The organism is Bacillus sp. FSL M7-1020, assembly GCF_038050415.1.
Lineage (GTDB): Bacteria > Bacillota > Bacilli > Bacillales > Bacillaceae_G > Bacillus_A > Bacillus_A toyonensis.
The window spans coordinates 1,050,594-1,076,711 of sequence record NZ_JBBOTW010000001.1 but is presented as its reverse complement, the minus strand read 5'-3'; the positions used below and the strand labels follow the sequence as shown (position 1 = coordinate 1,076,711).

Below are 26,118 nucleotides of genomic sequence, written 5' to 3'. Positions count from 1 at the left end.
TTCACCTACTTATATGTAATGTTCTTATCACATACTATTTGCAAAATGTAGGCCTTGCTATTCATAAAAAAATACTCATCTATAAGATGAGTATTTTTTATGATGATTTTTCTCGTTTTTTCCGAAATGGCAGCCACCAATTCCAGTCTCCAAACAACTTCATTAAGCTTGGTACAAGCATAAGACGAATAACGGTTGCATCAAGGAATATCGCTAATGCCACGCCAAGACCCATTTGCTTTACTGGTAAAATATCAGTAAATGCGAACGCACCCGTTACAACGATCATAATTAAAGCAGCTGACGTTATAATTCTACTCGTTGAAACGAGCCCTTCTAACGTTGCTTGATCATTATCTCCTGTTTCTTCATAAAGCTCATGAATACGTGAAATAAGAAATACTTCATAATCCATGCTAAGCCCAAATACAAGGCCGAAAATGAAGATTGGTAATACAAATAAAACAGGACTCGCTTCTAAACCAAAATGACCACCCTCAAATAACCAAACGACAATTCCAATTGTTGCACTTAAACTAAGTACGTTCATAATAATTGCCTTAATTGGAATGAGTATAGAACGGAATGCGAATAATAAAATGACAAAGGTTGATCCGAATATAACTGACATACCAATTGCAACTTTATCTTTAATTTCATCTTCTAACTCTTTTTGGAACGTCGTCATTCCGCCTAGGTAGTACGTAACATCATTTTCTTTATAATTACTTTTGAAATCACGAACCCACTGTTTCGCAGTTTCTGTACGAGGCTTCGTATCCAAAAAGACTTCTATTATTGTCTTATTTCCTTTTGAGTACGCTTCAAATACAGGAGCTATTTTTGCCGCTTCTGGCGACTGCAATATACCAGCAACTTGATCTGCTTTCATTCCGGTTAACCCATCGTATAAACTTCTTACCTCATATACCTTCTCATCATCTTTTAACTTTTGAACAACTTCTTCTATCTTTTGTAAACTCTCTTTTTCTTTTATATTTTTTTTCGTCTCTACTACTAATGTAACATCAGCATGTGTTTGGACCGTTTTATTAAATGCTTCTTCATATTTCTCATAAGCAACTCTAGTGTCACTCTTTTCAGGTAACGCTTCAACACCAGGAAACTGCAAATTAGCTGTACGTAGCGGTAATAAACAAATAACAATAAATGTTGTAACAGCAATAATCATTATGATTGGATGTTTCATTACAAATTGTGCAAATTTACGCCATGCCTTTGCCGGTGTATGTGCTACTTGATTCTTTTTTAATATTCGTTTTCCAATTAAAGATAATAGTGCTGGAAGAAGTGTAAGTGAGAATAAAATACTCATAATCACAACAATCATCCCGCTTATGGCAACAGACTGAATATAATCAATTTTAAAGAAAAATAAGCCTGATAAACCAACGAATACGCATAATCCTGAAAATACGATCGCACGTCCTGCCGTTTGATACGTAATCGCTATCGCTTCTTTCACCGTTCTCTTCGCAACTTCCTCTCGAAAACGATTCACAAATAACAGTGCAAAATCAATGGATAGTGCAAGTCCAATCATCGGTGCAACATTTAATACGAAAATAGATAACTCTTTGTCGCTACCTATAAAATATAAAATCCCCATCGTACTAATGACACTAAGCGCGCCATTTACAATCGGTAAAATAGATGCCAAAAGGCTACCAAATGAAAATAGTAATACGAGAAATGCAATTGGTAAACCAATCATCTCTGCTACTTTTAAATCATTTTGTGTTCTTTCATTAATCTCTTGATTAATTTTTGGAAATCCTGTAGGTGTTACTTTTAATGCTGTATTACTTTCCTTCTCAATAGTATCAGCGAACTGTAATGTCTTTTCCATACGTTCTTTAGTTGTTTTCCCGGAAAATAATATTGTCGCATAACCGATATTATCTTGTAACATTTCTTTATTTTGCACTGGATGATGGAAAGATTCATATTTCTCGTTCTCTTCAACCTTCTTTACAATGCTCTCTATTTGCTTTTTAAAATCCTCATGTGAAGCATCCTTATTCCTTTCAAAAACGAGTAGGAGCGTATCTTGAGACCTCTTAAAATCTTTATCTAAAATTTCTTTCGTCTTTTGATAGTCCCCTTCCGTTTGAAAACCATCACCACCTAATACTCCCGGTAGCTTTGGAGCAAAAATACCGAGTGCTATCGCAAGCAATAGTAGCGCTACAATTACTGTATAACGAAACTGATACAAGAAAGTTCCTAACTTCCCCCACTTATCCACTTTATGTACATTTGTCTTCACACATTTTCACCTACTTTAAATAATTCAATTATCACTTATACTGTATCACATCTTCATACAAACAAAAAACGTCTGGAAACACTATAATGATAGTTTTTCCAGACGTTTTTTATCTCTCTTTATTGAGCTGAAGCCTCTTAGTAAGTAAACGATGATAATAAATCGCGATAATTAACAAAATACCACCTACGCAATAACCTGCTAAAATATCAGTTGGATAATGTACATTTAAAATAACTCTACTTAATCCAATCGATACAATTAATATACCCATCAAAATGGTTATAACATATTTCCCAGTTACACTCTTCAAATTTGCCGCAATGATATAAGTAAGAAAACCGAATGTCATAATAGATAACATTGCATGCCCACTAGGGAAGCTATACCCAAGTGCATCTAATGCTTCATTTAACGACGGACGCTCCCTTTTCACAATTTCTTTTATTCCTTTATTAACGAGATGTGTGATCAAAACCCCCATTGGATACACGATCATTGCAGCATAATAACGTTTCTGCCAAAAAACAAGCAAACTTATAATAAGTATAGTTACAATTCCAATTGCTGATCCTAACTTTGTAAAGTATGAGAAAAAAGTAAGTGAGCTCTCCGTTTGTAACCCCTTTACTAATCCGCGGACATATGTATCCATCACTGTAACGCCACCTGCATGTACGCGCCAAGCAATAATACTAAATACCGTAAGTAATAAAATAACACACATTACCTCATACTGATGTAACTTCTTCTTCAAACGATTTCCTCCTACTATGAAAAAATGCGATTTCTACTTTAGAAACCGCATTTCCTTACTTATTTACCTTTTGTTTTTAATTCTGTCCAGTAACGATCATAGTCTTTTAACTTATCGTCTACATCAACAAGCCATTCTGTGCGATCTAATTCTTCTTTCGTTAAGAAGATCATATGGTTCTCACGATATTCTTTACTATGAAGAGGGTGGGCTTTTTCATTTGGATTACTGTACCCAATTGACTCGTAGTTTTTCACACTTACTTTCTCATCTAATAAATAGTTCATAAACTTCTCTGCAAGCTCTTTGTTTTTTGCACCTTTTGGAATTGCTAACGTGTCGGCCCAAATTGTGCCGCCTTCTTTTGGTACAACGTACTCTACATCTTTATTATCTTTTGCGATAAATGCTGCATCTCCAGACCAAACTGTTCCGATCCAAGCATCTTCTGTAATGAACTTTTGTTTAATGTTATCTGTATCAAATGCTAATAAATTTGGAAGTAGCTTCTGTAAATCAGTAGCTGCTGTCTTTAACTCTGCATCGTCTTTCGTGCTGTTTGAGAATCCATGCTTCTTAAGACCCATTCCTAATACTTCACGAGAATCATTTAGTAATGTTACATGTCCTTTATATTTCTCGTTCCATAAGTCAGCCCAGCTTGTAGGTGCTTCTTTCACATACTTTTTATTGTATGCAATCCCTGTTACGCCCCAAGTGTATACTAAAGAATATTTATTCTCTGGGTCAAATGCTGGCGTTTTGAAATTAGAAATCATATTTTCGATGTTCGGGATATTCTTCTTATCTAACGGCGCTAATAAATCCATTTTCGCCATTGTCTTAACCATGTAATCAGACGGCTGAATTAAGTCATACTTTGCGCCACCAGCTTGTAATTTCGCAAGCATTTCTTCGTTACTTGCATACTTATCATAGTTAATTTTTACGTTATATTTCTTTTCAAAATCTCTTAGCACTTGCTCATCAAAATTGTCAGCCCAGCTATAAATGTTTAACTCTTCTTTCTTTTCACCACAACCGGCAAGTACACCAGCAACAAGGCTAAAACTAATTGCTGCGCCAGCTATTCTTTTCATTAATTTCATCGGTTTTACCCCCTCGTACTTTTTATATCGTTCGTATTATAAAGGAAGGTGTCCTCCAGAGTTTTCTTCACCATCTGCACCTTTGTTACGGAAGATTTCCGATAGCACCATTAATCCTACAATAACAACAATTAAAATTGTAGAAAGGGCATTAATTTCAGGTGATACTCCGCGCTTAACCATACTGTAAATGTATAATGGCAATGTTGTTGATCCTGGTCCTGATACGAAGAAACTAATTACAAAATCATCAATTGATAATGTGAATGTTAATAACGCTGCTGAAACAACTCCCGGTGCAATTGCCGGAAACGTCACATGGCGAAACGTTTGCCATGGCGTTGCTCCTAAATCATTTGCAGCCTCTTCTAAATCACGTCCCATGCTAGAAAGACGGGCCGCTAAAATAACAACAACAAATGAAATACTAAATGTAATATGTGCGATAATAATTGTTGTTTGTCCAAGTTCCATACCTAATTGACTAAATAGGATAAGTAAAGATAATCCCATTAATATATCAGGAATTAAAATAGGTAAATATACAAGACCATTAATGGCCCCTTCAAAACGATATTTGTAACGATGTAATGCTATCGCAAAAAACATACCAAGTATCGTTGTTACAACTGTTGTTATAACTGCAATCGTCATACTATTTACAAACGCATCAATAACATCTTGTTTTTGAAATAAATCTGTATACCAATGGAATGTAAAGCCTTCCCATTCCGCATTAATTCGAGAATCATTAAAGGAATATACCATTAAAACCATCATTGGAAAATACAAGAACAATAAAATTAACCAAGAATAAGAAACTAAAAACTTTTTCATTTTTGCCTATTCCCCTCCGTTCCCATCATATTTATATACTTTCGTTGCACGATAATATAAGTAAATTAACAGAACAGAGAATAGAACAACAATCATAGATAACGCAGATCCAAACGGCCAGTCACGCGCACCTAAGAATTGGTTTTGGATTACGTTTCCGATTAATGCTACTTTCGATCCACCCATCACGTCTGATACAACAAACATTCCGATAGAAGAAACGAATACTAAAATAGAACCAGTAGCAATTCCTGACATCGTCATTGGTACTGTTACATTCCAAAATGCTTTTACTGGTGTTGCACCTAAATCATAAGCTGCTTCTAGCTTACGCTTATCCAGCTGCTCAATTGCTGCATACACTGGTAAAATCATAAATGGTAATAAAGAATATACCATTCCAAGTATTACAGAAGGCGTATTATATAGTAAATTTAACGGTTCACTAATAATACCTAATTTTAATAACAGTGTGTTCACAAGACCTTGTGAACGTAAAATAACAATCCACGCATATGAACGAACAAGGAAGTTAATCCAAAACGGTATCGTTGCCAATAATAAAAGAATAGAACGATATTTACGATCAACAATTGTAATTGTATACGCAAATGGATAACCAATTAATAAACAAAGTACTGTTGTAATAACAGCAATCTTTACTGTTTCCCATAATGTTCTCATATACAATGGGTCAAACACACGTACTATATTATCTAACGTAAATTGCATTTCCACTGTTCCGTATGCTCCGCGCTGCATGAAGGCAAAACCCAATACGAATACAAGTGGAACTAGGAAGAAGATTAACAGCCACGCGACTGTAGGTAGTGCGAGTAATTTCCCTTTTTTCAATTTAAGGTCACCTCGTCCTCTTGCTCCCATCCTACATATACATTATCTCCAATGCTCCACTGTGCTGCTTCTTCAGCTGTTTGATACGCCATCAATAATTCTGCTGTTTTCTCATCACGTACATAAAGCTTTTCCATATTTCCAACAAACTCAATGTCTTCAATATGTCCAAGATGGTAATCTTCTAAAATTGGTTCTTCAACCGAACGTACCTTTACATTTTCAGGGCGAATTGCTACGTAGTCTTCCCCGTTTTTCACAATATTATTTTCACCGATAAATGTCGCAACGAACAACGTTTTCGGCTTATTATAAATTTCTTTCGGTGTTCCGATTTGTTCAATATGTCCTTTATTCATAACGACAATACGGTCACTCATGCTCATCGCTTCTTCTTGATCATGCGTTACGTATATGAACGTAATCCCTAAATTGCGTTGTAAGTTTTTCAATTCACGTTGCAAATCTTTTCTTAGCTTAAAGTCAAGCGCTCCAAGTGGCTCATCCAATAGTAATACACGTGGGTTATTTACAATCGCTCTCGCAATTGCTACACGCTGCTGCTGCCCACCAGACAGCTTCATAGGTTTACGATTACGGAACTCTAGTAACTGCGTTAAACGCATTGCCTCTTCAGCACGTTCTTTCTGTTCTGCCGCTGGTACTTTTTGCATTTTCATACCGAAACAAATATTTTTCTCCACATTCATATGCGGGAATAGTGCATAATGTTGGAACACTAAGTTCATATGACGCTTATATGGCGGCAAATCGTTAATCTTTTCATCATCTAATAAAAGATTCCCTTTAGTTGGAGTTTCAAATCCTGCGATCATACGAAGTAACGTCGTTTTCCCGCAACCACTCGGCCCTAAAATTGTTAAAAACTCTCCTTCTTTAATATCTAAAGAAAGCGGTGGGATAATCACTTGATTTCCAAAATGTTTTTCTACTGCTTCAACTTTAATAATTTTTTTCATTTTCCCGTCCTATCTACCTTAAATTTTAATTTTTATATTCATGAATAAATATTTATGTTTTATAGACTATTTTTTGTTTCGATCCAAACAAAATGGTTATTTAGCAAGCGTTCACTTCTATTCTTTATGTAGTATGTTTGATTCATTTTTTCATGATACATAATGTCGAACAGAAAAACCCCTTCCATTGCGAAGGGGCTATTATCATACGGCTACGCCTACTGATAAACACCATCATCATTTTAACAACTTTCGTATGAATTTTAAAGCACTTTTTGTAGAAGAGTAACGAATTTTCATATCGAATGCCGTAGATTGGGCTAAAATGCTTTTATAATGTGAAAAAGTCCGAAAACTTTCTTCCCCATGATAACTACCTAATCCACTACTTCCAACGCCCCCAAAAGGTAAATATGGCGTTGCAAGATGATAGACAACATCATTAATGCACCCTCCGCCATATGAAATATTACTCGTCACTTTCTTTTGCACTTCTTTATTTTCAGAAAATACATATAGCGCTAACGGCTTCGGATGTTGCTGAATTGTGCCAATAACATCTTCTATTTTGTCATACTCTATAATCGGTAAAATCGGACCAAAAATTTCATCTTCCATAACAGCATCTTGCCACGTGATATCTGTTACTATTGTCGGCTCAATATGTAATGTATCTTTTTTATAGTTCCCGCCAATTACGACTTGACCATCTTGTAAGAATCGACATAATCGTTCAAAATGACGCTCGCTCACAATTTTTACGTAATTGTCATTGTTCAGTGGCTCTTTTCCATACTGCTCCGTAATTTCATGTCTTAACGCCTCGATTAACTGTTCTTTCACGGAAGAATGAACGTACATATAATCCGGTGCTACACATGTCTGCCCTGCATTTAAAAACTTACCCCAAACAATCCGCCTTGCTGTTACATCTATTTTTGCATCTTTATGTACAATACATGGGCTTTTTCCGCCAAGTTCTAACGTAAGCGGCGTTAACTCTTTGGCTGCTGCTTCCATCACAACTTTTCCAACACCAACACTACCTGTAAAGAAAATATAATCAAACCTTTCCTTTAACAATGCCGTACTCTCTTCTATCCCGCCTTCTATTACCGCTACAAGCTCTTCTTGGAATAATTCCTCTAACATTCTCGTAAGCACTTTTGAAACGTTAGGCGTTAACTCTGACGGCTTTAAAACAACTGTATTCCCAGCTGCCAGCGCTCCTACTAGGGGTGCAATTGCTAACTGAAACGGATAGTTCCATGGCGCAATAATAAGCGTCACACCATACGGTTCTGGTACTACCTTCCCCTTCGATCCGAAATGAGTTAATGCTGTTCGAACTCGCTTCGGTTTACTCCACGATGACATATGTTTCAATTGAAAAGAAATTTCTTTTAATGCATATCCCACTTCCGTTGTAAACGCCTCATGAACTGACTTATTTAAATCTAATTTCAATGCTTGAAATATCTCTTCTTCAAAACGCTGAATTCCATCATAAAGCTTTTTTAAATTATTTTTTCTTGTTTCTATACTTCTCGTATATCCATTATAAAAATATTGCTTTTGTTTATTTACAATAGAAGAAATGCTCATCTATTCACCTTCTCCCACTATTTTTATCCAATTCTTTCATTATTTATATAGAACTTTTTTACTCGTAAAATTACATTATATATAATTTTTTCTTTTATATAAAATTCATTGCTCACAAAAAACTACCGAAAGAAAATCTCTCGGTAGTTTTACGGTATTAACGGTATAAACGAACAGCACCTGCAGAATTATCATCAGCTTGTCCTACTACTTCAAACTTAAGACCAAGCTTCGGTAAAATACGTCCTGCATCTGGAATCTGTTGATTAATATACGTTTTCGAATCATCAAACTTCGGTACACCAGCTAAGCCATTGTACGTATACGTTCCACGCGTTGGAGATACAACTTGCCAAGCTGGCGTTTTGTCGAATGAGAACGCCGCATCAGCGATTTGGAATCGTGTACTACTGTCAATTGTCGGCTTACCATTTAAAGTTCCTACAATTGCTTCTGGATGAGAATCAACTACACCAAGGAAACCGTGTCCTGGATGTAAACCAACCCAGTTATCTGAGTAAGCTGAGTCTGCATACCATACAACCATACCTGAGTTATATTCTGGACCGCGAGCAAATTTCAATGCGCTATCTGATCCAGTATGGTTTCTCCACTCTACATAGTAGTTATGTTTTTTCTTCTCTGTTCCGCTAGAAACAACGAAACCATCTAATTTAAATTGTGATGTACCTTCTGCATCATCTGAGAATGCAACTTTACCATCTACTGTTAATGATGCATTATCAAGTAGGAAACCATTTAATGCTAAACCACCATCTGTAATGTACTCAAATGTTAATTTTACTTTCTTACCTTTGAATTGACTTAAATCATATGATTTATCAATCCATTTTCCATTTGTCGAATCTGCATTTCCGCTATTTGCTTTCTCGCCAAGTCTTTCAAGTAACGTTTGTTGTCCATCTTCTGTTACAGCGTGTACTTCAAGGAAGTCATACTCAGCTTCAATCTCATATAATGATTTGAAATCGAATTTCGCATTCGTTGCATTTGTTAAATCAAACAGTGGTGTTTCCATTTTCGTGTGAAGATTGTCACCTTTTGTGCTGTAGTAATACTGTTTACCAAATGCTGGCTCAATTGTTTTTACATCTTTATCTGGTAAGTTAACACGAATCATACCTGGTCGGTTAGATTTCGTAACACTTTGGTCTAAATATGTTGCTAGACCAATACCTTTATTTAATTTCTCGTAATCTACTTCTACGATATTTGCCCAGTTACCACCGATTGTTTTTTGGAAAAACTCTTTATTTTGTGGTGAGAAACTTGTTGGCGTTGTTCCAGCGATTTTACCAGCCCAGCTACCGCCACTCATAACAGACCAAGCTTGAATTGGCTCACCATGACCCGTATAGTCTGTATCATACTCATCTGGAAGACCTAAATCATGACCATATTCATGCGCGAATACACCAACCGCACCATCTTCTGGTTCAATTGTGTAGTCGAATGCTGCCATCTTTCCGCCCCAATATGGAACTTTCGCTTGCGTACCTTCAATTGCGAACGGCTTTGGTCCAACTGTCCAGCGATGTGACCAAATTGCATCATCACCTAATTTACCACCGCCAGCTTCTTGTCCAACACCCGCATGAATAATCATTAAGTGATCGATTAAACCATCCGGTTGATTTTGATTTCCATCACCATTTACATCGTATTGATCGAACTGATCAAACTGTGATAAATCAAGACCGCTATCTACAGCTGCTTTTAATGCATCTTTTACTAGATCACGTGGTCCTTTTGGTCCTTTATTATCATGGCCTGTAGCAGCATCTGCACCGTAATCAGCAGCTTTACCAGGAACTGTTAACCATTTTGTAACTGTTCCGTCCACTGTGTAACTACCACCGGATTGCTCTTCGTAATATTGTTTAAACGTTTCGATTTTGCTTCCATCCTCTAATGCGAATGGCTCATCACCGAATAACATTTTTTCATAGTGTTCTTTGTTAAAGTCTTCCGAATACATATAACCAGGTTCTTTATCAATGTTGTTATGTTTAAAGTCAGCGTACTCTACAAGTAAAACAAGTACCTTATCTTTACGAACATCGCCGTTATATGCTTTTTGTTTTGCTGGAGAAGTTGGTACTTTACCATTTAATCCGCCTTTAACTGGGCCTGTCGCTGCAGGTGTCCCTGTTGCTGGCTGATTTAGTTTTTCTTTCGTGTCTGCTTTCGCATCTTTCACTTTCTTTAAAAAGTCTGATGCTTCTTTCGTAAGTTGATCCCCATTCGTTGCTTCTTTCCCAGGATTTTCACCCTTTTTGTTCTCTACATACTTTTCGACAGCTTTCTTTGTTTCTTTCTCTGAAGCTGACGAATCAATTACCCCACGCTTTTTCAGTGCATCTGCTAAACGCTCTTCTGGAATTAAATGGTCATCAACTGGGCTTGTAGCTGCTTTATTCCCAGGCGTTTCAGCGTACACAGACTGAGTGCCCGTGCTAAATGAAAGACCTAATACAGCTGTCAAAGCAATTGATGATAATACTTTGAATGGTTTCTTGTTCATCCCTTATTTCCTCCCCTAATAAATAATATGTATTACAATTTGAATTTTATTAAAAATTCAATATTTTTTCAATATTTAGTTATATTATGTAATTTTTTTAATATATTTGTAAAAATTTCATAGTTAGTATACGGATATATCACAATTCAACAATGTTTTCTGAAAATATTGAAAGTTTTTATCGAACAATTTATAATTATTTCCATCGAGGGAGTTTAATGGGGATTTTATCTTTGTTTTACCTACACAATATTTGATAATTCGATACATAAAATAAAAAATTCGGTTTTATTATCATTTATTCTGTAGCAGCAGTTATGACCGATAATTAGGGAGGAATTACAATTGTACAAAGATAAGACGGACACACTGGATCAAGAATGGATTGATTTAATACTTGAAGCTCTAGATGCTGGTATCGCCCTGCAAGATATCGAACACTTTTTCCAACGTGTGAAGCCATCAAGTCAAGCTCAATAGCCTTGTTCTTTTTAACGAAGTTTATGTTATAATAATGACATCATAAGACGACGACATATTGATAGAAAGGTGCGCAAACATGATTGGAGAACGTATAAAACGCCTTCGTTTACAAAAAGGTATTTCATTAACTGAACTTGCCGAAAAAGCTGGTGTTGCTAAATCTTACATTAGTTCTATAGAACGAAATTTACAAAAAAACCCTTCCATTCAGTTTCTTGAAAAAATCGCAGCAGTTCTACAAATTCCAGTTGATACTTTACTTCATGACGAAACAGAAAAGGAAGCTCGCCTAGACTCCGAATGGACACAGCTCGTTAAAGACGCAATGAACTCTGGTGTCTCTAAAGAACAGTTTCGTGAATTTCTTGAATTTACACAGTGGAAGAAAAATCAAAAATAATATATAAAAAGGAGTGCTTACAAACTGGCACTTCTTTTTCTTTATAAAAAAAAGCGGGGGATACCCGCTTTTTTTTTATTTTTCTTCCCCAGCTTCTTGGTTAGCATTGAATGTCCACTCTAAATTCAATGTATCACCTTGGAATTTATTTTGGTCTTGACCATTATCTTCGAATACAAATTGTACCCATAGATAATCCTCTGTACCAGCTTCTAATCCACCTTTTTCTCCCCACTCAGGAGCAAAGATGTCTTTAGCTAAAAGATCTGGATCCGCATTTTGTAAGTCTGCTAAAGTTGTTTCATATACAGGCTCACTTTGTTTATCCCAGTTCCAAATAAATTTTACTTTAATGTGCTTGCCAAAGTCTTCCCCAGCATTATCATTTTTTGCATCTTTCACAGTATACTTTGTTGCTAATTTAACGTCTTTAATTGTTAACGAACCATCGTTCTTTAGTAAGAACTCTTTCTTAACAGAATCCCCTGGTTTTAAATCTTTAATATCCACAAGCGTTTTAGGGTTTAATGTAAGATCTAACGTCCCAGCTGCAAATGTATTATTTGATACTTCTTTATCGCTAAAGAATGCAAACGTTCCTCCACCAATTAAAGATAACCCCAATGCTGCTGATGCAACTCCCATACCTAATTTCTTTTTCAGACTCACAATCAATTCCCCCTAGCTGTTTTTTGTATTTTTACATTGCTATCTCTCATATAAATTAAGAGATGTAAATAAAACTATATTAGCGATGCTAATATTTGTTCTTTTTCAAAAACCTTAAGTTCATTATAACGAACAAACTTATGTAAATACAACAACATTTTTTAGTATTTTCAATTATTTTTATTTCTCAATATTATTTTGATTTTTCAGAAAATAATATATACTACTTTATACTAATTTATAACTTTTTTCACACGCAAATACATTTCATATTATAAGAAAAAAGAAAGACAAAGAGGTGAGGGCTAACGTTCCCTCACACTCCTATAAAACATTAATCGTTTTGCTTATTCGCTCGTTATCTCTTGCACCACATTCTTGTTTTCCAGCTGTTTCACTAAAGCAGTTACCCCGCTTTTATCTGTTTCTATTTTTTCTGTTCCTCTGCTTTCTTCTGCTCTTCTAGCTTTTTCTGTTCTTCTACTTTCTTTTGTTCTTCTGCCTTCTTTTGTTCTTCTACTTTCTTCTGTTCTTCTGCTTTCTTCTGTTCTTCTGCTTTCTTCTGTTCTTCTACTTTCTTCTGTTCTTCTACTTTCTTTTGTTCTTCTGCTTTCTTCTGTTCTTCTACTTTCTTCTGTTCTTCTACTTTCTTTTGTCCTTCCGCTTCAAGTGCAACGTTTAATTGTTGCTGTAGAGCCTGAATTTGCTCATCAATAGCTTTCAAACTAACTTCTTTCTCAATATAATCTCGCTTCTCTTTTATAATCTGAAAGCCTTCATTCACATATAAGGCTACTTTTTGAATCGACTCATCTTTAGTTACTTTTAATTCTTCCTGTATTTGGTTGTAAGGAGCTTCTATTTCAGTATATACATTTTGCAAGGCTTCCTTCTCAGAAACAATTTTCTCACGACCTTGTTGCCATACAGAAATTGCCTGTTTTATTTCTTCAATAGAAGTTACTTTCAGTTTCCCCTTCATTGTTCCATACTCATGCTCAATAAACTTTTTATGTTGCTCAGCCTGTTCTTTTAATGTAGTAACTGTTTTCGGAAATATAATTGCTGTAGAAATACTCGCTTCTACTTTCGTTTCATGAATGAATGCCGCTTCTGTATGCGTCATAACTTGAGATCCTAAATAAAACGTAATAGAGCACATACACGGCAATATAAGCATCTTTTTTAAATTACGTGGTCTTTTCAGCATCTTAATCTCTCCCATCGAACATTCCGTTCTTTATACAGAACATTATCTTTATTATAATAAAGAACTATATAAAATGATAGCTATATACTAGAAAAATAGAAAAAGGGCTATCCATATGATAGCCCTTTTTTATTATTATCTTTCTTCACCTGCTGTTTGTTGTGCATCAAACGTCCAATTTAATTGTAACTTATCGCCTTGGAATTGATTTTGATCTTTCCCATTATCAACGAACTCAAATTTCACTTTGAATTTATCAGATTTACCTGCAGAAATACCTTTTTCATCCCAGAACCAAGCAGCTAAATCATTATCTACGGCTGTAAGTGTGTCACCCTTCAATTTATCTAATGTAGTTTGTTTCACAATTGTCTCATGCTTATCTACATTTTTTAAGAATGTTACTTTAATATGTTTACCAAAATCATCTTTATTATCTTTCTTTACATCTTCTACATTATAATCTGTTTTCAGTAGAACCTTTTTAATATTTAAGGAGCCTTTATTTTCTAGTTTAAATTCTTTTTCAATTGTATCACCAGGTTTTAAATTCGATACATTAACAACTGTTGATGGATTTAATGCTAAATCAAGTGTACCAGCCGCAAATGTATTGTTTGACACTTCTTTATCACTGAAAAACGCAAATGTTCCTCCACCAACTAATGCTGCTCCTAGTACTGCTGATGTGATACCCATTCCTAACTTTTTCTTTAAAGTCATGTCCATATCCCCTTAATATATATATATTTGTTAACTTCCTAAACGGAAAGTATAACCAAACGATCTAGACGGATTGTTCTACTTTTTTATCTTTCTTTTCTCCGTCAATGCTACGAATAGCGCCAAAAATAGAAATCGCGGAATAACCAAGTAAAAAGACGCCTGGAATAATAAGAAGTAATGCTGCTCCCGCTTTTGAATTCGCATAATTCAGTAAATAACCAACGTACGGAACTGTAATATCTGCATATTTCCCAACTACATTTTCTGCAAGTACTGGTTCTAAATCTGGTCCGTTGTTGTTATCCCCTTTTGTTTCATACATTACTTTTCCATTTGTATCTTTCACACCGATAATACGGTGAGTGATAATTTTTTGATCTTTCTCTTTAAAGGTAATAACATCACCTTTTTCATATTTAGAACCATCTTTCTTTGGCTCTATTGCAATGATTGATCCTGTTAAAAACGTCGGTTCCATCGATCCTGAAAGAACGCTCTTAAACTGATATCCCATCACTGTCGGATCCCCACCGCTCGCTTTTGAAGAAATGACTACAAAAGCTAAGAAAACCATCAATGCAAATAAAACAAATGAGATCGCGTTGCTAATTATCTTCCAAATTAATTTCATCGTCTCTCTCCCTCTCCGTTGTTTTATATTATTTGAAGTATGCAATGCTTCTTGTGTTCTTTAACAAGAACACAAGTAAATGATATAACGAACTTTGAGTTATTGCAATAAGAAAATTTACAATTATTAGTTAAACTTCTTTTCCGTATATAAAAAAGACTGTGACAAAATCTCTTCACAGTCCTCATGCTTTTTTACTTTTCTTCTGATTTTATTCCTTGTCTATTATGGCGCACCACAGCATATAAAATGACTCCAACTAATACAATCGCACCTATCCCAATACTTATCACTTTCACATTTGACTCTGTTATTTCAGGCTCAATTGTATCCTTTTTAGGCATCGCAAAAGTAACATCTTCTTTTGAAAGAACATTTATCGTCGCAATTGTTTGATTATTTTTCGTAATATCGACTGCACCAACTACCTCACCACGATGGATTCCCTTATGATACAAAGAGTCTTTATCTAATGAAGCGGCCCGAAAAATAGTTTTCACATTTTTCCCTTCATCTTTCTTAAGCACAAGCTCTGCACTTTTTTCAAGTTCGCTATCAATATCTTTATTTAAATACGTTGTCTTTTGATGCCAACTATGTTTATCTAGCACCGTTTGTTTCGTAAATTGCCCAAAAGAATATTCCGCCATCTGCTTTAAATCCTCATAGATTTCAGGTCTTTGAGAAGCCATTACTACATTTATAATACGATTTCCATCTTTCTCATTTAATAAAACGAGCGTATTACGTGCCTCATTCGTAAACCCCGTCTTACCGCCGATACTATATGGGTTCTCAAAATAAATAGATTTATTAAAAATAGACACCGTCTGCCTAGATGTAGTAACTGTCGTTCTTTTCGTATTCATCGCTTGCAAAATTTCAGGATACTTTTGCACACCTCTCGTAATCATAGCGATATCATACGGCGTCGTATAATGGTTCGGATCATGCAGTCCATTTGGTGTTACAAAGTGACTATCTGTAGCACCTAACTGTTTTGCCTTTTCATTCATCATATTAGCAAAATTCTCAACACTTCCACCAATATGCTCTGCAATCGCATACGACACATCATTCGCACTTAACACCATTAAAATCATAAGCGCGGTATTTCTATTCACCGTCTCACCGGGTTGAAACTCAATTTGATAATTGCTCTTCTCTTGATCTAATGCTAATTGCGAAAATGTAAACTGATCCTCTGGCTTCGTATGCTCCATTAACAAAATCGCTGTTAACACTTTCGTCACACTAGCTGGATACGCACGATGATGTGCATTTTTGTCATACAACAAATCACCTGTTTTCGCATCAATCGTAGCTGCAAACTGACTAAAAACATTTGGCCCTTCCTTAGGTGGTGGTGCCACTTGCTCCGGATTCACTCCAATATTCGTCTCAGCACGCAACGTCATAGGTGTCAATAAAAACAAACTAATAACTGTAATAAAAACCAAAATTTTCTTGAAATTTACCATATGACTCTCCCTTTTCACTTTACTCCTACAAATAAAAAATGAATCTACCAATCTATATGTAATTTGTATTAAATTGGAAGAAAAATCACTATTTTTTACTATATCATATTTTTACGATAAAGGACATAATTATACAATAAAAATAAGAAGGAATTACTCTTTCTTATCCTTCTCATCAATTAACGAATCTATTAACTTCTGACTTGCTTCCTCAGGCGTAATCTCATCCGTCATCCCCATAAATGACCAACCTTTAGAATCGACCCACTCAACAAGCTCTTGCAAAAACTCATCATGCGTAACATCTACATCAAGAATCGAGCCATTAATCGAAATCGTTCTATTTCTAGAAACGCGCATCTTGAACGTTTTTCTTACCATTACAATAATTCTCCCTCTACTCTTGAATATTTATAAAGTTAAACTTTAATCCGTGGGGATTTTCTTCATCCCCCACGGATTATTAGCCTTCACCAATCGGGCTTTTACGAGCAGTTGATCTCCCACCTAACTTCTTTGCTTTCGCTGAATTTTGAGCGGGGATCTTACTGCCCGTTAATGCGGGGTAAAAAAATCTTGTATCTCTGTTATACATGATTTTAAGTAAATTGTAAAAAGGATATATTGGCCAATTTGAATATCGAAAGTGAAAATCCCTTATTCTACATAGCCATCACACGTTATACAATTTGTCATACATTACTAAATACATCCGTATAAAAACAACACAACTTTCATTTTATCACATCAAATACACTTTGCTTTCGTACAATCAAATGGAATATATTAAAAAAACTAAAAATGAGGAGGAATTCTATGGCACATTGTACATATTGTAAGACGAAGTGGAAAATAAAAGATGTATGGTCGATACTTGTGACATTTGAAAAAGATTGTCCGTATTGTTTTGGAAGGCAATACCTTTCTAACGATACCTTTCATCATGCTAATGCTGCTTTACCTTTGCTATTCTTATGTCCTTTACTTGTTGATTTAAGCGATGAAAACCCTTTGGATAAATATCGTAAATAATATAACCTCTACATTTAAAACCTACTTTCTATTCAGTTTCCTTCTTATTAATTATTCCTTTATTCACTTCTAGCATGATTGTACAAGATCCATCTTTAAAAACTTCCTGTATAAATATTGTAAAATTTCAGTTAATTATATATAATTGCTTTAGCATTATTATTAAAGATGCTATTACATAAGTATTTTTGAAGATCCCGTAGCTCAGCAGGGAGAGCGCCACCTTGACAGGGTGGAGGTCGTGAGTTCGAGCCTCTCCGGGGTCATATCCTTTTGTATCAACTGTTGATAATTTCATATTTTGAGCAAAACTAACGGTGAGTACCGCTCAAGTTTTGATCGTGACTCCTCCTTTAACTCTAAATGAGAATGAAGGAGTTTTTTTATGTCTTTAACATACTTCACAGAAAAAGAAATCGTAAAAAAACGACAACCCCACAAACGGAAAACTAGCAAAATTTCAAAAGAATATTCTGTTGAACGCGTATTCGAAAGATTTATTGATAGTAAAGTAAAACAGAATTCACGCCCCAACATCATTGAATCAATTCCTTCTTATGTTTAATAGTATAAAAGCATTTCATGGAACACAAAATGCTCAAATATTCTATATGACCGATATTACAACAAATTTTATTTATGACTGGGTTTATTGATTAAAAAATGAATGTGTATGCTTTGATGGCCATATTTACGTGCATCAAGATACAGAAATAGGAATCAGAACAATGGAGCGCTATGTAGAAATGGGGCCGTTAGAAGATGCAAGTTTGGTAGCGGAAATTCTCAAGGAAACGAGATGCTGTGATTTACTGCATGTAATAAAATTGTTTGATTTTCAATCCGCTGAGCAAATTGAACATATCTCACGAGGTAACCCAAGCACCTACTCAGCACAATGGTATACAACGGTCTATGTTTGACATAGGCCCATTTTTTATAAGGAGTAATTGCTATGATCGACGTATATATAATGCAACCATTCGATAAAAGGGAATTTGCCAAAACAGAAATTTTATTGACTTCGGAAGTGACTGAAATATTGAGGATTTCAATGGCTCGTATGAATGCGCTATTGAAAAAGGGACAAATCAAACCCATCAGACGGACGAAAGGCACGAGTATATTTCTACGTGAAGAATGGTTAAAGGATATGGAATGAGGGTACAAATCTATAATTGAAGATGTTAAAAAATCGTATCATCAAAAAATTAAAGAAAATGTTAATGAGACTTTATCAGACTTAGCATGATGAAAAACGAACTATAGTATTGGTTCGTTTTTTATTATGCACTTTTGCATACAGGATTATTTTCTCTTGTAAATAGGTAATAGTAGTATATAATAAAAATAATATTTTACCAATAAAAGGTAAAGAGGAAGGTGGGATAAGTAAATACCCAAAACGTATTAACAGATTTATTCTATGTAAATCATGATACATATATGGAATCAAAACTATGGAATTTTATGTAGAGATTAGATTACTACACGACACAAGATTACTAGCGAATACATTCGAGGAAAAACAGCGTTCGATTAGATTCATGTTATAAAACTACTTAATGTGATATCTATTGAACGAATTGAGAATATACTTAGGAGGAATTTCAAGTGAAAACATTTGGTAAAGTATTATTAACAGGAGCTTTAGCTTTGGGCGGTTTCACGGTTATGAACATTGATACAACTAAAGCACATGCCGACGGAGCAAGCGAGTTCTGTCGTTATATCTGTGGACCTAGCGAAACGGTGAATGGTGTTACAGTTCAAGTACACGCTACGGAATACCGATTTGGGCAAAACGTAATTGCAAGAATTACAAATGACCGAACTGAGGATATTCATTACAATGTCAGCATCGAAAAGAAATATGGAGATAGCTGGGGAGAATATGATACTTTCTTCAATTGGAAAAATCAATGGGTTCCAGCTGGAAGTAATGATGAAATTTCTACTTTCACAGGATATGGCGAAGATATTGGAGATAATGGAACATACCGTTACAAAGTTGAAATTGTAAGCGCTGATGGTTCTGTAGATACAATTTACACAGCAGGAATGACAGTTATAGGAAGAGGAGAATAATCATGAAAAAATAAGCTTTTCGGAGCTTATTTTTTTATATATAAAATTGAATATTAATATTCAGAAATGGATAGGTAGGGAACGAAACAGTCCTTACCTATTTTATAAATTCCACGTATTTACCTAATGGTGCATATGTGTTTATGATCCTACTTCTTCTTTTTCTATCGTTTACAACATAAGGTTTTTTAAATTATCAACGCTTTCTAAATTGACAACACATTCTTTTATATTTATTTATATACATTTTACAAAAAACAAAGAACTACATAGATTAACCATGTAGTTCTTTGTAAATATAAGTCTCAAAAATGAATGAGCTAATCTTATTTCTTCCCTAACTTGATTGCCTTCTTTATATTACTAAATGCACCTTTACCATATAATAATACGCCGCCGCGGTAAACACGGCTCGTTAAACCAATCATCATACATATTGTTGCTAATAGAATTGCTAATGTAAGCGCAATCTCCCATACTGGAATATTGAGGAATCCAATTCGTACGAGCATAACAATAGGAGTAAAGAAAGGTATATAACTAGTAACGGTAACAACCGTGCTGCTTGGATTTGACATTCCATAAAGTGCGATATACAAAGCAGCAATTAACATAAACATCAGTGGCATAACAGCTTGAGAAGACTCCTCTATACGACTAATAATAGAGCCGAGTAGACAAGATAATGAGCCATATAATAAGAATCCTAATGTGAAGAATAAAATCCCATACGCCACTAGAGTAGGAGCAACAGAGTTTAAATCAATACTATTTAAAATATCATTTTTCGATTCATTAATTGCTATTTTATACCCAACAGTTGCGACCAAGCCCCAAATTATCATTTGTGTAATACCTGCCAATAATGTTGAGAATAGCTTCGCATATAAATGTTTTGTAGGCGAAATACTTGAAACAACTAACTCCATTACACGAGAAGATTTTTCTGTTGCAACATCTGTAGCTAATTGCGCAGCATACAATAATATCATAAAATAATTTAGCATGATAAAGGTATTAATTAAAATTCCTACACCCTCTGTATGTTCTCCATCTTTAACCTTATCTGAAACAGTTTTGGTATGAATTTCTACTGGCGTCGTTAACACCTTTAATTCATCTTGCGATAGATTCAATTGCTGAGCGAAATTAGAAGATTGTATTTGAGATAAAATCGTTTGAACCTTGCTAACATCTTGCTGATTTACATCTGTCTCAGTTATATACGTAGCCTTTAGTTGTTTATTTTCCAATTCCTCTACAACGATAGCATATGAATAATCACCATTTTTAACGCCCGATTCTGCTTTTTGTTTATCCGTACTATGTTTAACATGCATCTTACTATCGACATTTTTAAACACTTGATGAATAGTTGTATATAATTCTTCTTTTTCTGTAACAATGACAACTTGCTCGTCCTCGTTACCTACAAAATAGTTATAAATTTTGTCAAAGTTCATCAGTCCTATAATTAACATAGAAATTATGATTGTAATAGCAATATATGATTTAGCTTTTACCTTAGATTTATAGTTTTGTAAAAAAATCGTCCAGAAACTATTCATGCTGTGCACCTACTTTCTCAATAAAGATGTCATTTAGTGTAGGCTCTTCCACTGCGAACTTTTTAACATACCCTAATTTCGTTATCTCTTTAAATAAAACATGCGAAACTTCTTCATATGAAATTTTAAGAGTAACTGCATTCTTACGTTTCTTCATACTTTCCACACCTTTTATTTCTTTTAAATGATCAAAGTCATGATCGCCAACGATTACAACATTCTTTTTACCAAAGTCACTTTTAATTTTGGCAATGTCTCCCTGAACAACAGATACTCCTTTGTGCATGATACAAATGTGTTGGCATAATTCTTCCACATGTTCCATACGATGTGAACTAAAAAGAATCGACGACCCTTGTTTTTGCATATCAAGAACAGCTTCTTTTAACATTTCAACATTTACTGGATCTAAACCACTAAATGGTTCATCTAAAATTAAGAGTTCAGGCTTATGTATAATCGCTGTTATCAGCTGAATTTTTTGCTGATTCCCTTTTGAAAGTTCTCCTACCTTTTTGTTCAGATACTCAGTTATATTAAAACGCTCCAGCCAATAGTGCAGTTCTTTTTCTGCATCTTTACTTTTCATATTCTTTAATTTTGCAAAAAAGTTAACTTGTTCTTTGACAGTCATTTTCGCATAAAGACCACGTTCTTCTGGTAAATACCCAATCTTATCTGTAACATCATAATTTATAGGTTTACCATTCCATGAAATGGTTCCGCTTGATTTCGATAAAAGTCCAAGTATCATTCGAAATGTAGTCGTTTTACCTGCTCCATTCCCGCCCAAGAACCCAAATATTTCACCTTTCGGTATCTCGATATTCAAATTATTCACTGCAACATGCTCGTCAAATTTCTTTGTTAAATCTTTAATTAGTAAACTCATTATCCACAACCTTAATTCCCAAGATGATTTATTTATACAATTGTATATCCATAGTCAACCACAATATTTTGCCCTCTAATGGCATCACTTTTATCAGACATTAAAAATAAGATGACATTTGTAACATCTTAAATTCCGAAAAATCTTCTATATGGTATCTTCTTTAATAACTTATTTCCCTCAAAGGACTTCAAATAGCTTTCGTTATTATCGTTTATAATATAGGACGATGGCACACAATTCACTGTAATATCTCATTTTTTATCCTTCAAAAATGAATCATTACCAACAAATGTTATATTTCGCATTATAAGGTTAGCATAAGATTTAAAATAATTAATATGCAATTTTGCATATTTTAGCACTCCTAATTATTTACATAGTGTTGACCACCTTTATTTAAAGAAGCCCCCACATTCACTTAAAACACGAATTTGTTAATCAATACTTTTTCTTTAATTTTTCATGGGAGAACTGAAATTAATTAGTAACCCTGTTAAACACCTAAATCTTATAATTAAACTAACTAATCTTCCTCTAATAAATTGTTGTCTTATTTAACTTCACAATTAATAGTATTCAGCAGGCATAGTCACAACATCTTCGTACATCTCCTCATTAAAACTGAAAGAAAACTAATTAAAATCTGGTCTAGAAATTTCACTTTTCTACGTTACAGGATCTGCCTAAGAAAACATCGAATACAGTATCTTCCCTGTTACAACTAGCTTTATGTTATATATTTATAAAAACATGATATAAAATTTTTAGAATGGATATCGTGAGTTCAAACCTCTCCATGGTCATAAAAAAAGACACCATATCACCCTACTACGTGATATGATGTCTCTTTTTTATGTAAGTCAATCACTTCCCACCAAACATCTTCTCCAAAGCTTTAGCATTCGCAAACAATACTTCTTTCAAGTTATCATCAGCAACGATTTTATAGTCACCATCTTTGTTTTTCTTTAAGTTCAATGTAACTTCGCGTGTTGCCATTATTGCATCTTTATCTGATAAATGTTTAATGATAGCTGATGTCATTGTTTTTTCGATTGCTTTTTCAGATTGCTCTTTATCTTCGCTAAAGGCACTAGCGAAGGCCATTGGCATAACTTCTCCCATTGCTTTCGTTACGGCAACAGATAGATCAGCAGATGTAATTTTCACTTTCACTTCTGCTTTATCATCTGTTTTTGATACTTCTTCTAGTTTTTCAAATTTAAAGTTTTTCGTAATTGCGCTTAGCATTTCTTTTGCTTCAGCATCATCTGTTTTTTCATTTAGTTTATTAAATTCCTTGTCACTTTCAACGAATGTACGAGCCTTCTCTACATCCCCTTTTTGTATTGCTGTTAAAAATTCTTCAGCAGTATCTTTCGGGTTTGCACATCCTGCTAAAACACCAACTGTTAACCCTATTACCATCATTAGTAGCAATAATTTCTTTACCTTTTTCACGTTCATTCTCCTCTTACCTTACCTTTTCTTTTCTAGTAAGCCATCACTATACAACAGTATAAAACTTACATTACAAACATTTTTTAGTATAACATTTATACGATTTATTTTCTATTCTTTCCCAAAAGATAAAGAGCCTTGTAGCATTTCTACAAGACTCTTTATCTTTTAATCCGTATCCGTAGCACAAATTAACCACATTTTATGCTCCTTACTATCTAATACCATCCAAGTAGCATCCCATACAACATCGTAAAACCAATCTGTCCAAGGGTGGTCACTTTCAAACACTTTAATATCTTCGTATCGATCTTGGAACATATATTGGCATACATTAATCGCTAATTGCTTCGCAGCAACCGGCCGTTCTTGAAATGCTTCATACGCTCCGCCCCACAAAATTTGAGCGGCAATGCTACCATCAAGCATGACTGCCTGATGCTCTTTAAAACGAAACTTATATTTATCTGATGTATGTATTTTTAATTCTTCTAAGTTATTGATTATATCTAAAGAGTTGCAGATTCTTCTGAAAAAGTGCTCGTGTCCATCTTCTCCATGTGGTATTTCTTTGAAAAAGTTTTCGTTATGTACTTTAAAACAGCTTATAACCGCTCCACCATTTAAGTTTTGTTTCTTATATGTATTTATAATTTGTTCAATAGATGCATGGTTTGTTTCTATTTTTTCAAACGTTCCTGCTCTCCATCTCATAATGCCACTACTCTCTATTAAAGATTTGTTATTTCATTATAAATATCAAAATAAAACCCAGCAACTTTAAAATTGCTGGGTTATCCCTTATTCATATTCGAAACAATAATAACAATTACGCTAAGCACATCATGCCCCGCTACCATCCACATACTCCTATCAAAAATCATCAATGATAACCAAAGCGATATATTAATAGCAGCAAATAATACATATAAAATGAAATCTCCCTTTTGTAGTGCTTCTCTATTCATCAAAATATAAATGAAACCGATAGGAGGCAGAATAAAGCAAAGGAAAAAGACAAATATTTTTCTTAACGACCACGGATATGAAGCTATTGTCTGCATATGAGTCTCCTTTTCTATTATAGTACTTGCTTTAACATCGGCCTTACTATTCTATATTCATCACCATAAGGTTCCTTTATGATTAAAGGCGATTGATCATCTTTTTTTTCTTCAATCATTGTGAATACTTCTGTTTTTTCTTGTAATGTATTAGATTCACTATTTTTAGTAGGTGCTTTACTTGCTTCAATTTTCTTTGTCACTTCTCCGAGCCTTTGCCCGACTTCTTCTGCTTGAGCAGGTTCATCCGTAACGTAGTATTCTTGGTCCTCCCATACTAATATAGGTGGTACTTGTTCTCGTGTGTTACATATTATATAAGTAATACTAGCTACAAGTAGTAGACTTGTTAATAAAAAGAAGATAGCTTTTTTATTCATATACTATTCTCCTTTTCTATTATTTTATTGGATTATACAATATAGCTTCCATGTAGTAAATGGTTTTTGTGGTAATTTTTAGGTTTTTATACAAAAAGAAAAACCTTACAAAAAGTAAGGTTTCATTTTTAAAATTTATAATGATTGAGTAATTAATACAATCATTACGATGATCGCTATAAACATAACAACTAAACAGCCAATCATTTTATAAAATCCTCGTTTCGTTAACGTCCCGCCTTGAACGTCTTTACGAATGAATAGGAACACCGCTAAAAATAAAACGATCCCCATACCAAAAGCATACATCATTTGCATATGTTAATCTTCCTTTCTCTCTTCCATCTTAATATCTTTTTGCCAAAACAACAAATGAGATAAAGACGGTACTCATTGTAAGTGCCATAAGTATATGTAATAGTTCAACCGCAGATAGTGTCATTACTTTTAAATTTAAGCCGATAGAGAAAAGGAGATAATACGCTGTTAATGCAAAAAAACTGAAGAACATCCCTTTATAACGAATGAGTTTCATTCGCTCATCTTTTTCTTTAAATTGCGGGTGTAAGTAACTTAAGCAGAATCACATAATCATCATTGCTAGTAACGTATAAGTAGGACTTGGTGGTGCTGAATGTGTCATTATACCTGCTAGTATCATAAATCCACTCATAATTAAAAAGATAATTCCCATAATAACAAAATACTTTTGTGAATCATTCATCCTTTCTCCCCCTCTTCTTTTCCTTCATAAATAAATACATGTTCTATCGTTGTTTGAAATGTTTTCGCTATTTCAAATGCTAATGGAAGTGATGGATCATATTTCCCTTTTTCAATTGAAATGATGGTTTGTCTGGAAACTCCAAGTTTCTCAGCCAATTTTTCTTGAGATAGTCCAAATTTTTTTCGATATTCGACCATTTTATTTTCCAAGGAAATTTCTCCCTCCTCCCTTATATCGAGTATATATGTAAAGTAAACTTTACGTCAAGTTTCCATTACATATATTTCAGTTTGTTTCACGCTATTTATCCCGCATTAACAGGCAG

At 34.4% G+C, this 26,118-nt stretch carries 30 protein-coding genes, 1 tRNA gene and 1 pseudogene; 8 read left to right on the top strand and 24 right to left on the bottom strand.

Annotated elements, in window-relative coordinates:
• Positions 1-97: 97 nt before the first annotated feature.
• The 8 genes from MHB70_RS05540 to inhA1 form a co-directional block, all read right to left on the bottom strand.
• Positions 98-2,290: an MMPL family transporter gene (locus MHB70_RS05540; RefSeq protein ID WP_000856447.1), complete on the bottom strand. Its 2,193-nt coding sequence runs from the start codon at positions 2,288-2,290 to the stop codon at positions 98-100.
• 109 nt (positions 2,291-2,399) lie between these two features.
• The gene (locus tag MHB70_RS05535; protein ID WP_000727808.1) at positions 2,400-3,047 is read right to left on the bottom strand and encodes a phosphatase PAP2 family protein; all 648 of its coding nucleotides are present in this window, start codon (positions 3,045-3,047) and stop codon (positions 2,400-2,402) included.
• Positions 3,048-3,106: 59 nt separating this feature from the next.
• Positions 3,107-4,156, bottom strand: coding sequence for a spermidine/putrescine ABC transporter substrate-binding protein PotD (gene potD / locus MHB70_RS05530; protein ID WP_000772488.1), 1,050 nt, complete (start codon positions 4,154-4,156; stop codon positions 3,107-3,109).
• A gap of 36 nt (positions 4,157-4,192) precedes the next feature.
• Positions 4,193-4,993 (bottom strand): spermidine/putrescine ABC transporter permease PotC, encoded by an 801-nt coding sequence (gene potC, locus MHB70_RS05525; protein WP_000714202.1) that lies wholly within the window; start codon positions 4,991-4,993, stop codon positions 4,193-4,195.
• Between the two features lie 6 nt (positions 4,994-4,999).
• Positions 5,000-5,848, bottom strand: a complete 849-nt coding sequence (gene potB / locus MHB70_RS05520; protein WP_061530718.1) for a spermidine/putrescine ABC transporter permease PotB — start codon at positions 5,846-5,848, stop codon at positions 5,000-5,002.
• Positions 5,845-6,828: a spermidine/putrescine ABC transporter ATP-binding protein PotA gene (gene potA / locus MHB70_RS05515; RefSeq protein WP_000720326.1), complete on the bottom strand. Its 984-nt coding sequence runs from the start codon at positions 6,826-6,828 to the stop codon at positions 5,845-5,847. The genes potB and potA overlap by 4 nt, the downstream gene beginning before the upstream one ends.
• A 237-nt stretch (positions 6,829-7,065) precedes the next feature.
• A complete protein-coding gene (locus MHB70_RS05510; protein WP_000028364.1) occupies positions 7,066-8,433 on the bottom strand; it encodes an aldehyde dehydrogenase in 1,368 nt (455 codons plus the stop codon).
• 157 nt (positions 8,434-8,590) lie between these two features.
• Positions 8,591-10,978 (bottom strand): M6 family metalloprotease immune inhibitor InhA1, encoded by a 2,388-nt coding sequence (inhA1, locus tag MHB70_RS05505; protein ID WP_001035956.1) that lies wholly within the window; start codon positions 10,976-10,978, stop codon positions 8,591-8,593.
• Positions 10,979-11,323: 345 nt separating this feature from the next.
• On the opposite strand from inhA1, the gene MHB70_RS05500 reads away from it, so the two are divergent.
• Together MHB70_RS05500 and MHB70_RS05495 are read left to right on the top strand one after the other, a co-directional pair.
• Positions 11,324-11,458 (top strand): anti-repressor SinI family protein, encoded by a 135-nt coding sequence (locus MHB70_RS05500; protein ID WP_061530719.1) that lies wholly within the window; start codon positions 11,324-11,326, stop codon positions 11,456-11,458.
• 79 nt (positions 11,459-11,537) lie between these two features.
• Positions 11,538-11,861 (top strand): helix-turn-helix domain-containing protein, encoded by a 324-nt coding sequence (locus MHB70_RS05495; protein WP_000578873.1) that lies wholly within the window; start codon positions 11,538-11,540, stop codon positions 11,859-11,861.
• Between the two features lie 75 nt (positions 11,862-11,936).
• On the opposite strand, the gene calY is transcribed toward MHB70_RS05495, so the two are convergent.
• From calY to MHB70_RS05465, 6 genes are all read right to left on the bottom strand, one after another.
• A complete protein-coding gene (calY, locus tag MHB70_RS05490; RefSeq protein WP_000053720.1) occupies positions 11,937-12,530 on the bottom strand; it encodes a biofilm matrix protein CalY in 594 nt (197 codons plus the stop codon).
• Positions 12,531-12,957: 427 nt separating this feature from the next.
• Entirely contained in the window at positions 12,958-13,740 is a 783-nt protein-coding gene (locus tag MHB70_RS05485; RefSeq protein WP_061530720.1) for a DUF4047 domain-containing protein, read from the bottom strand.
• Between the two features lie 135 nt (positions 13,741-13,875).
• On the bottom strand, positions 13,876-14,463 hold the full coding sequence (locus MHB70_RS05480) for a CalY family protein (RefSeq protein WP_000172853.1): 588 nt from the start codon (positions 14,461-14,463) through the stop codon (positions 13,876-13,878).
• A 64-nt stretch (positions 14,464-14,527) separates the two neighbouring features.
• A complete protein-coding gene (gene sipW / locus MHB70_RS05475) occupies positions 14,528-15,097 on the bottom strand; it encodes a signal peptidase I SipW (RefSeq protein WP_000767788.1) in 570 nt (189 codons plus the stop codon).
• Positions 15,098-15,291: 194 nt separating this feature from the next.
• Positions 15,292-16,578 (bottom strand): D-alanyl-D-alanine carboxypeptidase family protein, encoded by a 1,287-nt coding sequence (locus MHB70_RS05470; RefSeq protein ID WP_000247036.1) that lies wholly within the window; start codon positions 16,576-16,578, stop codon positions 15,292-15,294.
• A gap of 153 nt (positions 16,579-16,731) precedes the next feature.
• Positions 16,732-16,959, bottom strand: coding sequence for a hypothetical protein (locus tag MHB70_RS05465; RefSeq protein ID WP_000251867.1), 228 nt, complete (start codon positions 16,957-16,959; stop codon positions 16,732-16,734).
• Positions 16,960-17,394: 435 nt separating this feature from the next.
• Between MHB70_RS05465 and MHB70_RS05460 the strand changes: the two genes are divergently transcribed.
• The 6 genes from MHB70_RS05460 (at position 17,395) to MHB70_RS05435 (ending at position 19,698) form a co-directional block, all read left to right on the top strand.
• On the top strand, positions 17,395-17,610 hold the full coding sequence (locus MHB70_RS05460; protein WP_000929646.1) for a hypothetical protein: 216 nt from the start codon (positions 17,395-17,397) through the stop codon (positions 17,608-17,610).
• Positions 17,611-17,803: 193 nt separating this feature from the next.
• Positions 17,804-17,876, top strand: a tRNA-Val gene (locus MHB70_RS05455).
• 119 nt (positions 17,877-17,995) lie between these two features.
• Positions 17,996-18,175 carry a hypothetical protein gene (locus MHB70_RS05450; RefSeq protein WP_000060405.1) on the top strand — a complete coding sequence of 60 codons (180 nt, stop codon included), beginning with the start codon at positions 17,996-17,998 and terminating at the stop codon, positions 18,173-18,175.
• Positions 18,176-18,338: 163 nt separating this feature from the next.
• Positions 18,339-18,533 (top strand): hypothetical protein, encoded by a 195-nt coding sequence (locus MHB70_RS05445; RefSeq protein ID WP_000443121.1) that lies wholly within the window; start codon positions 18,339-18,341, stop codon positions 18,531-18,533.
• A gap of 32 nt (positions 18,534-18,565) precedes the next feature.
• Complete coding sequence (locus MHB70_RS05440) at positions 18,566-18,772, top strand: hypothetical protein (protein WP_000568080.1); 207 nt, start codon at positions 18,566-18,568, stop codon at positions 18,770-18,772.
• 452 nt (positions 18,773-19,224) lie between these two features.
• On the top strand, positions 19,225-19,698 hold the full coding sequence (locus MHB70_RS05435; RefSeq protein WP_000846643.1) for a hypothetical protein: 474 nt from the start codon (positions 19,225-19,227) through the stop codon (positions 19,696-19,698).
• A 326-nt stretch (positions 19,699-20,024) separates the two neighbouring features.
• Here MHB70_RS05435 and MHB70_RS05430 read toward each other — a convergent pair whose 3' ends face one another.
• The 10 genes and pseudogenes from MHB70_RS05430 to MHB70_RS05385 all read right to left on the bottom strand — a co-directional run bounded on the left by MHB70_RS05430 (position 20,025) and on the right by MHB70_RS05385 (position 26,002).
• Complete coding sequence (locus MHB70_RS05430; protein ID WP_001084155.1) at positions 20,025-21,266, bottom strand: ABC transporter permease; 1,242 nt, start codon at positions 21,264-21,266, stop codon at positions 20,025-20,027.
• Entirely contained in the window at positions 21,259-22,158 is a 900-nt protein-coding gene (locus MHB70_RS05425) for an ABC transporter ATP-binding protein (protein ID WP_000054720.1), read from the bottom strand. Before MHB70_RS05425 ends, MHB70_RS05430 begins: the two co-directional genes overlap by 8 nt.
• 32 nt (positions 22,159-22,190) lie before the next feature.
• Positions 22,191-22,259: a hypothetical protein gene (locus tag MHB70_RS05420; RefSeq protein WP_131232464.1), complete on the bottom strand. Its 69-nt coding sequence runs from the start codon at positions 22,257-22,259 to the stop codon at positions 22,191-22,193.
• Between the two features lie 766 nt (positions 22,260-23,025).
• Entirely contained in the window at positions 23,026-23,622 is a 597-nt protein-coding gene (locus MHB70_RS05415; RefSeq protein ID WP_000756068.1) for a DUF4878 domain-containing protein, read from the bottom strand.
• A 168-nt stretch (positions 23,623-23,790) separates the two neighbouring features.
• Positions 23,791-24,336 carry a hypothetical protein gene (locus MHB70_RS05410; RefSeq protein ID WP_001267648.1) on the bottom strand — a complete coding sequence of 182 codons (546 nt, stop codon included), beginning with the start codon at positions 24,334-24,336 and terminating at the stop codon, positions 23,791-23,793.
• Positions 24,337-24,416: 80 nt separating this feature from the next.
• Positions 24,417-24,686 (bottom strand): hypothetical protein, encoded by a 270-nt coding sequence (locus MHB70_RS05405; RefSeq protein WP_061530721.1) that lies wholly within the window; start codon positions 24,684-24,686, stop codon positions 24,417-24,419.
• A 17-nt stretch (positions 24,687-24,703) separates the two neighbouring features.
• The gene (locus MHB70_RS05400; protein WP_001034135.1) at positions 24,704-25,066 is read right to left on the bottom strand and encodes a hypothetical protein; all 363 of its coding nucleotides are present in this window, start codon (positions 25,064-25,066) and stop codon (positions 24,704-24,706) included.
• Positions 25,067-25,201: 135 nt separating this feature from the next.
• Positions 25,202-25,384, bottom strand: a complete 183-nt coding sequence (locus MHB70_RS05395; protein WP_001178305.1) for a DUF3976 domain-containing protein — start codon at positions 25,382-25,384, stop codon at positions 25,202-25,204.
• Positions 25,385-25,412: 28 nt separating this feature from the next.
• Positions 25,413-25,790 (bottom strand): annotated as a pseudogene (locus MHB70_RS05390) (permease).
• Positions 25,787-26,002, bottom strand: a complete 216-nt coding sequence (locus MHB70_RS05385) for a helix-turn-helix transcriptional regulator (RefSeq protein ID WP_000428507.1) — start codon at positions 26,000-26,002, stop codon at positions 25,787-25,789. The pseudogene MHB70_RS05390 and the gene MHB70_RS05385 overlap by 4 nt, the downstream one beginning before the upstream one ends.
• Positions 26,003-26,118: the final 116 nt, after the last annotated feature.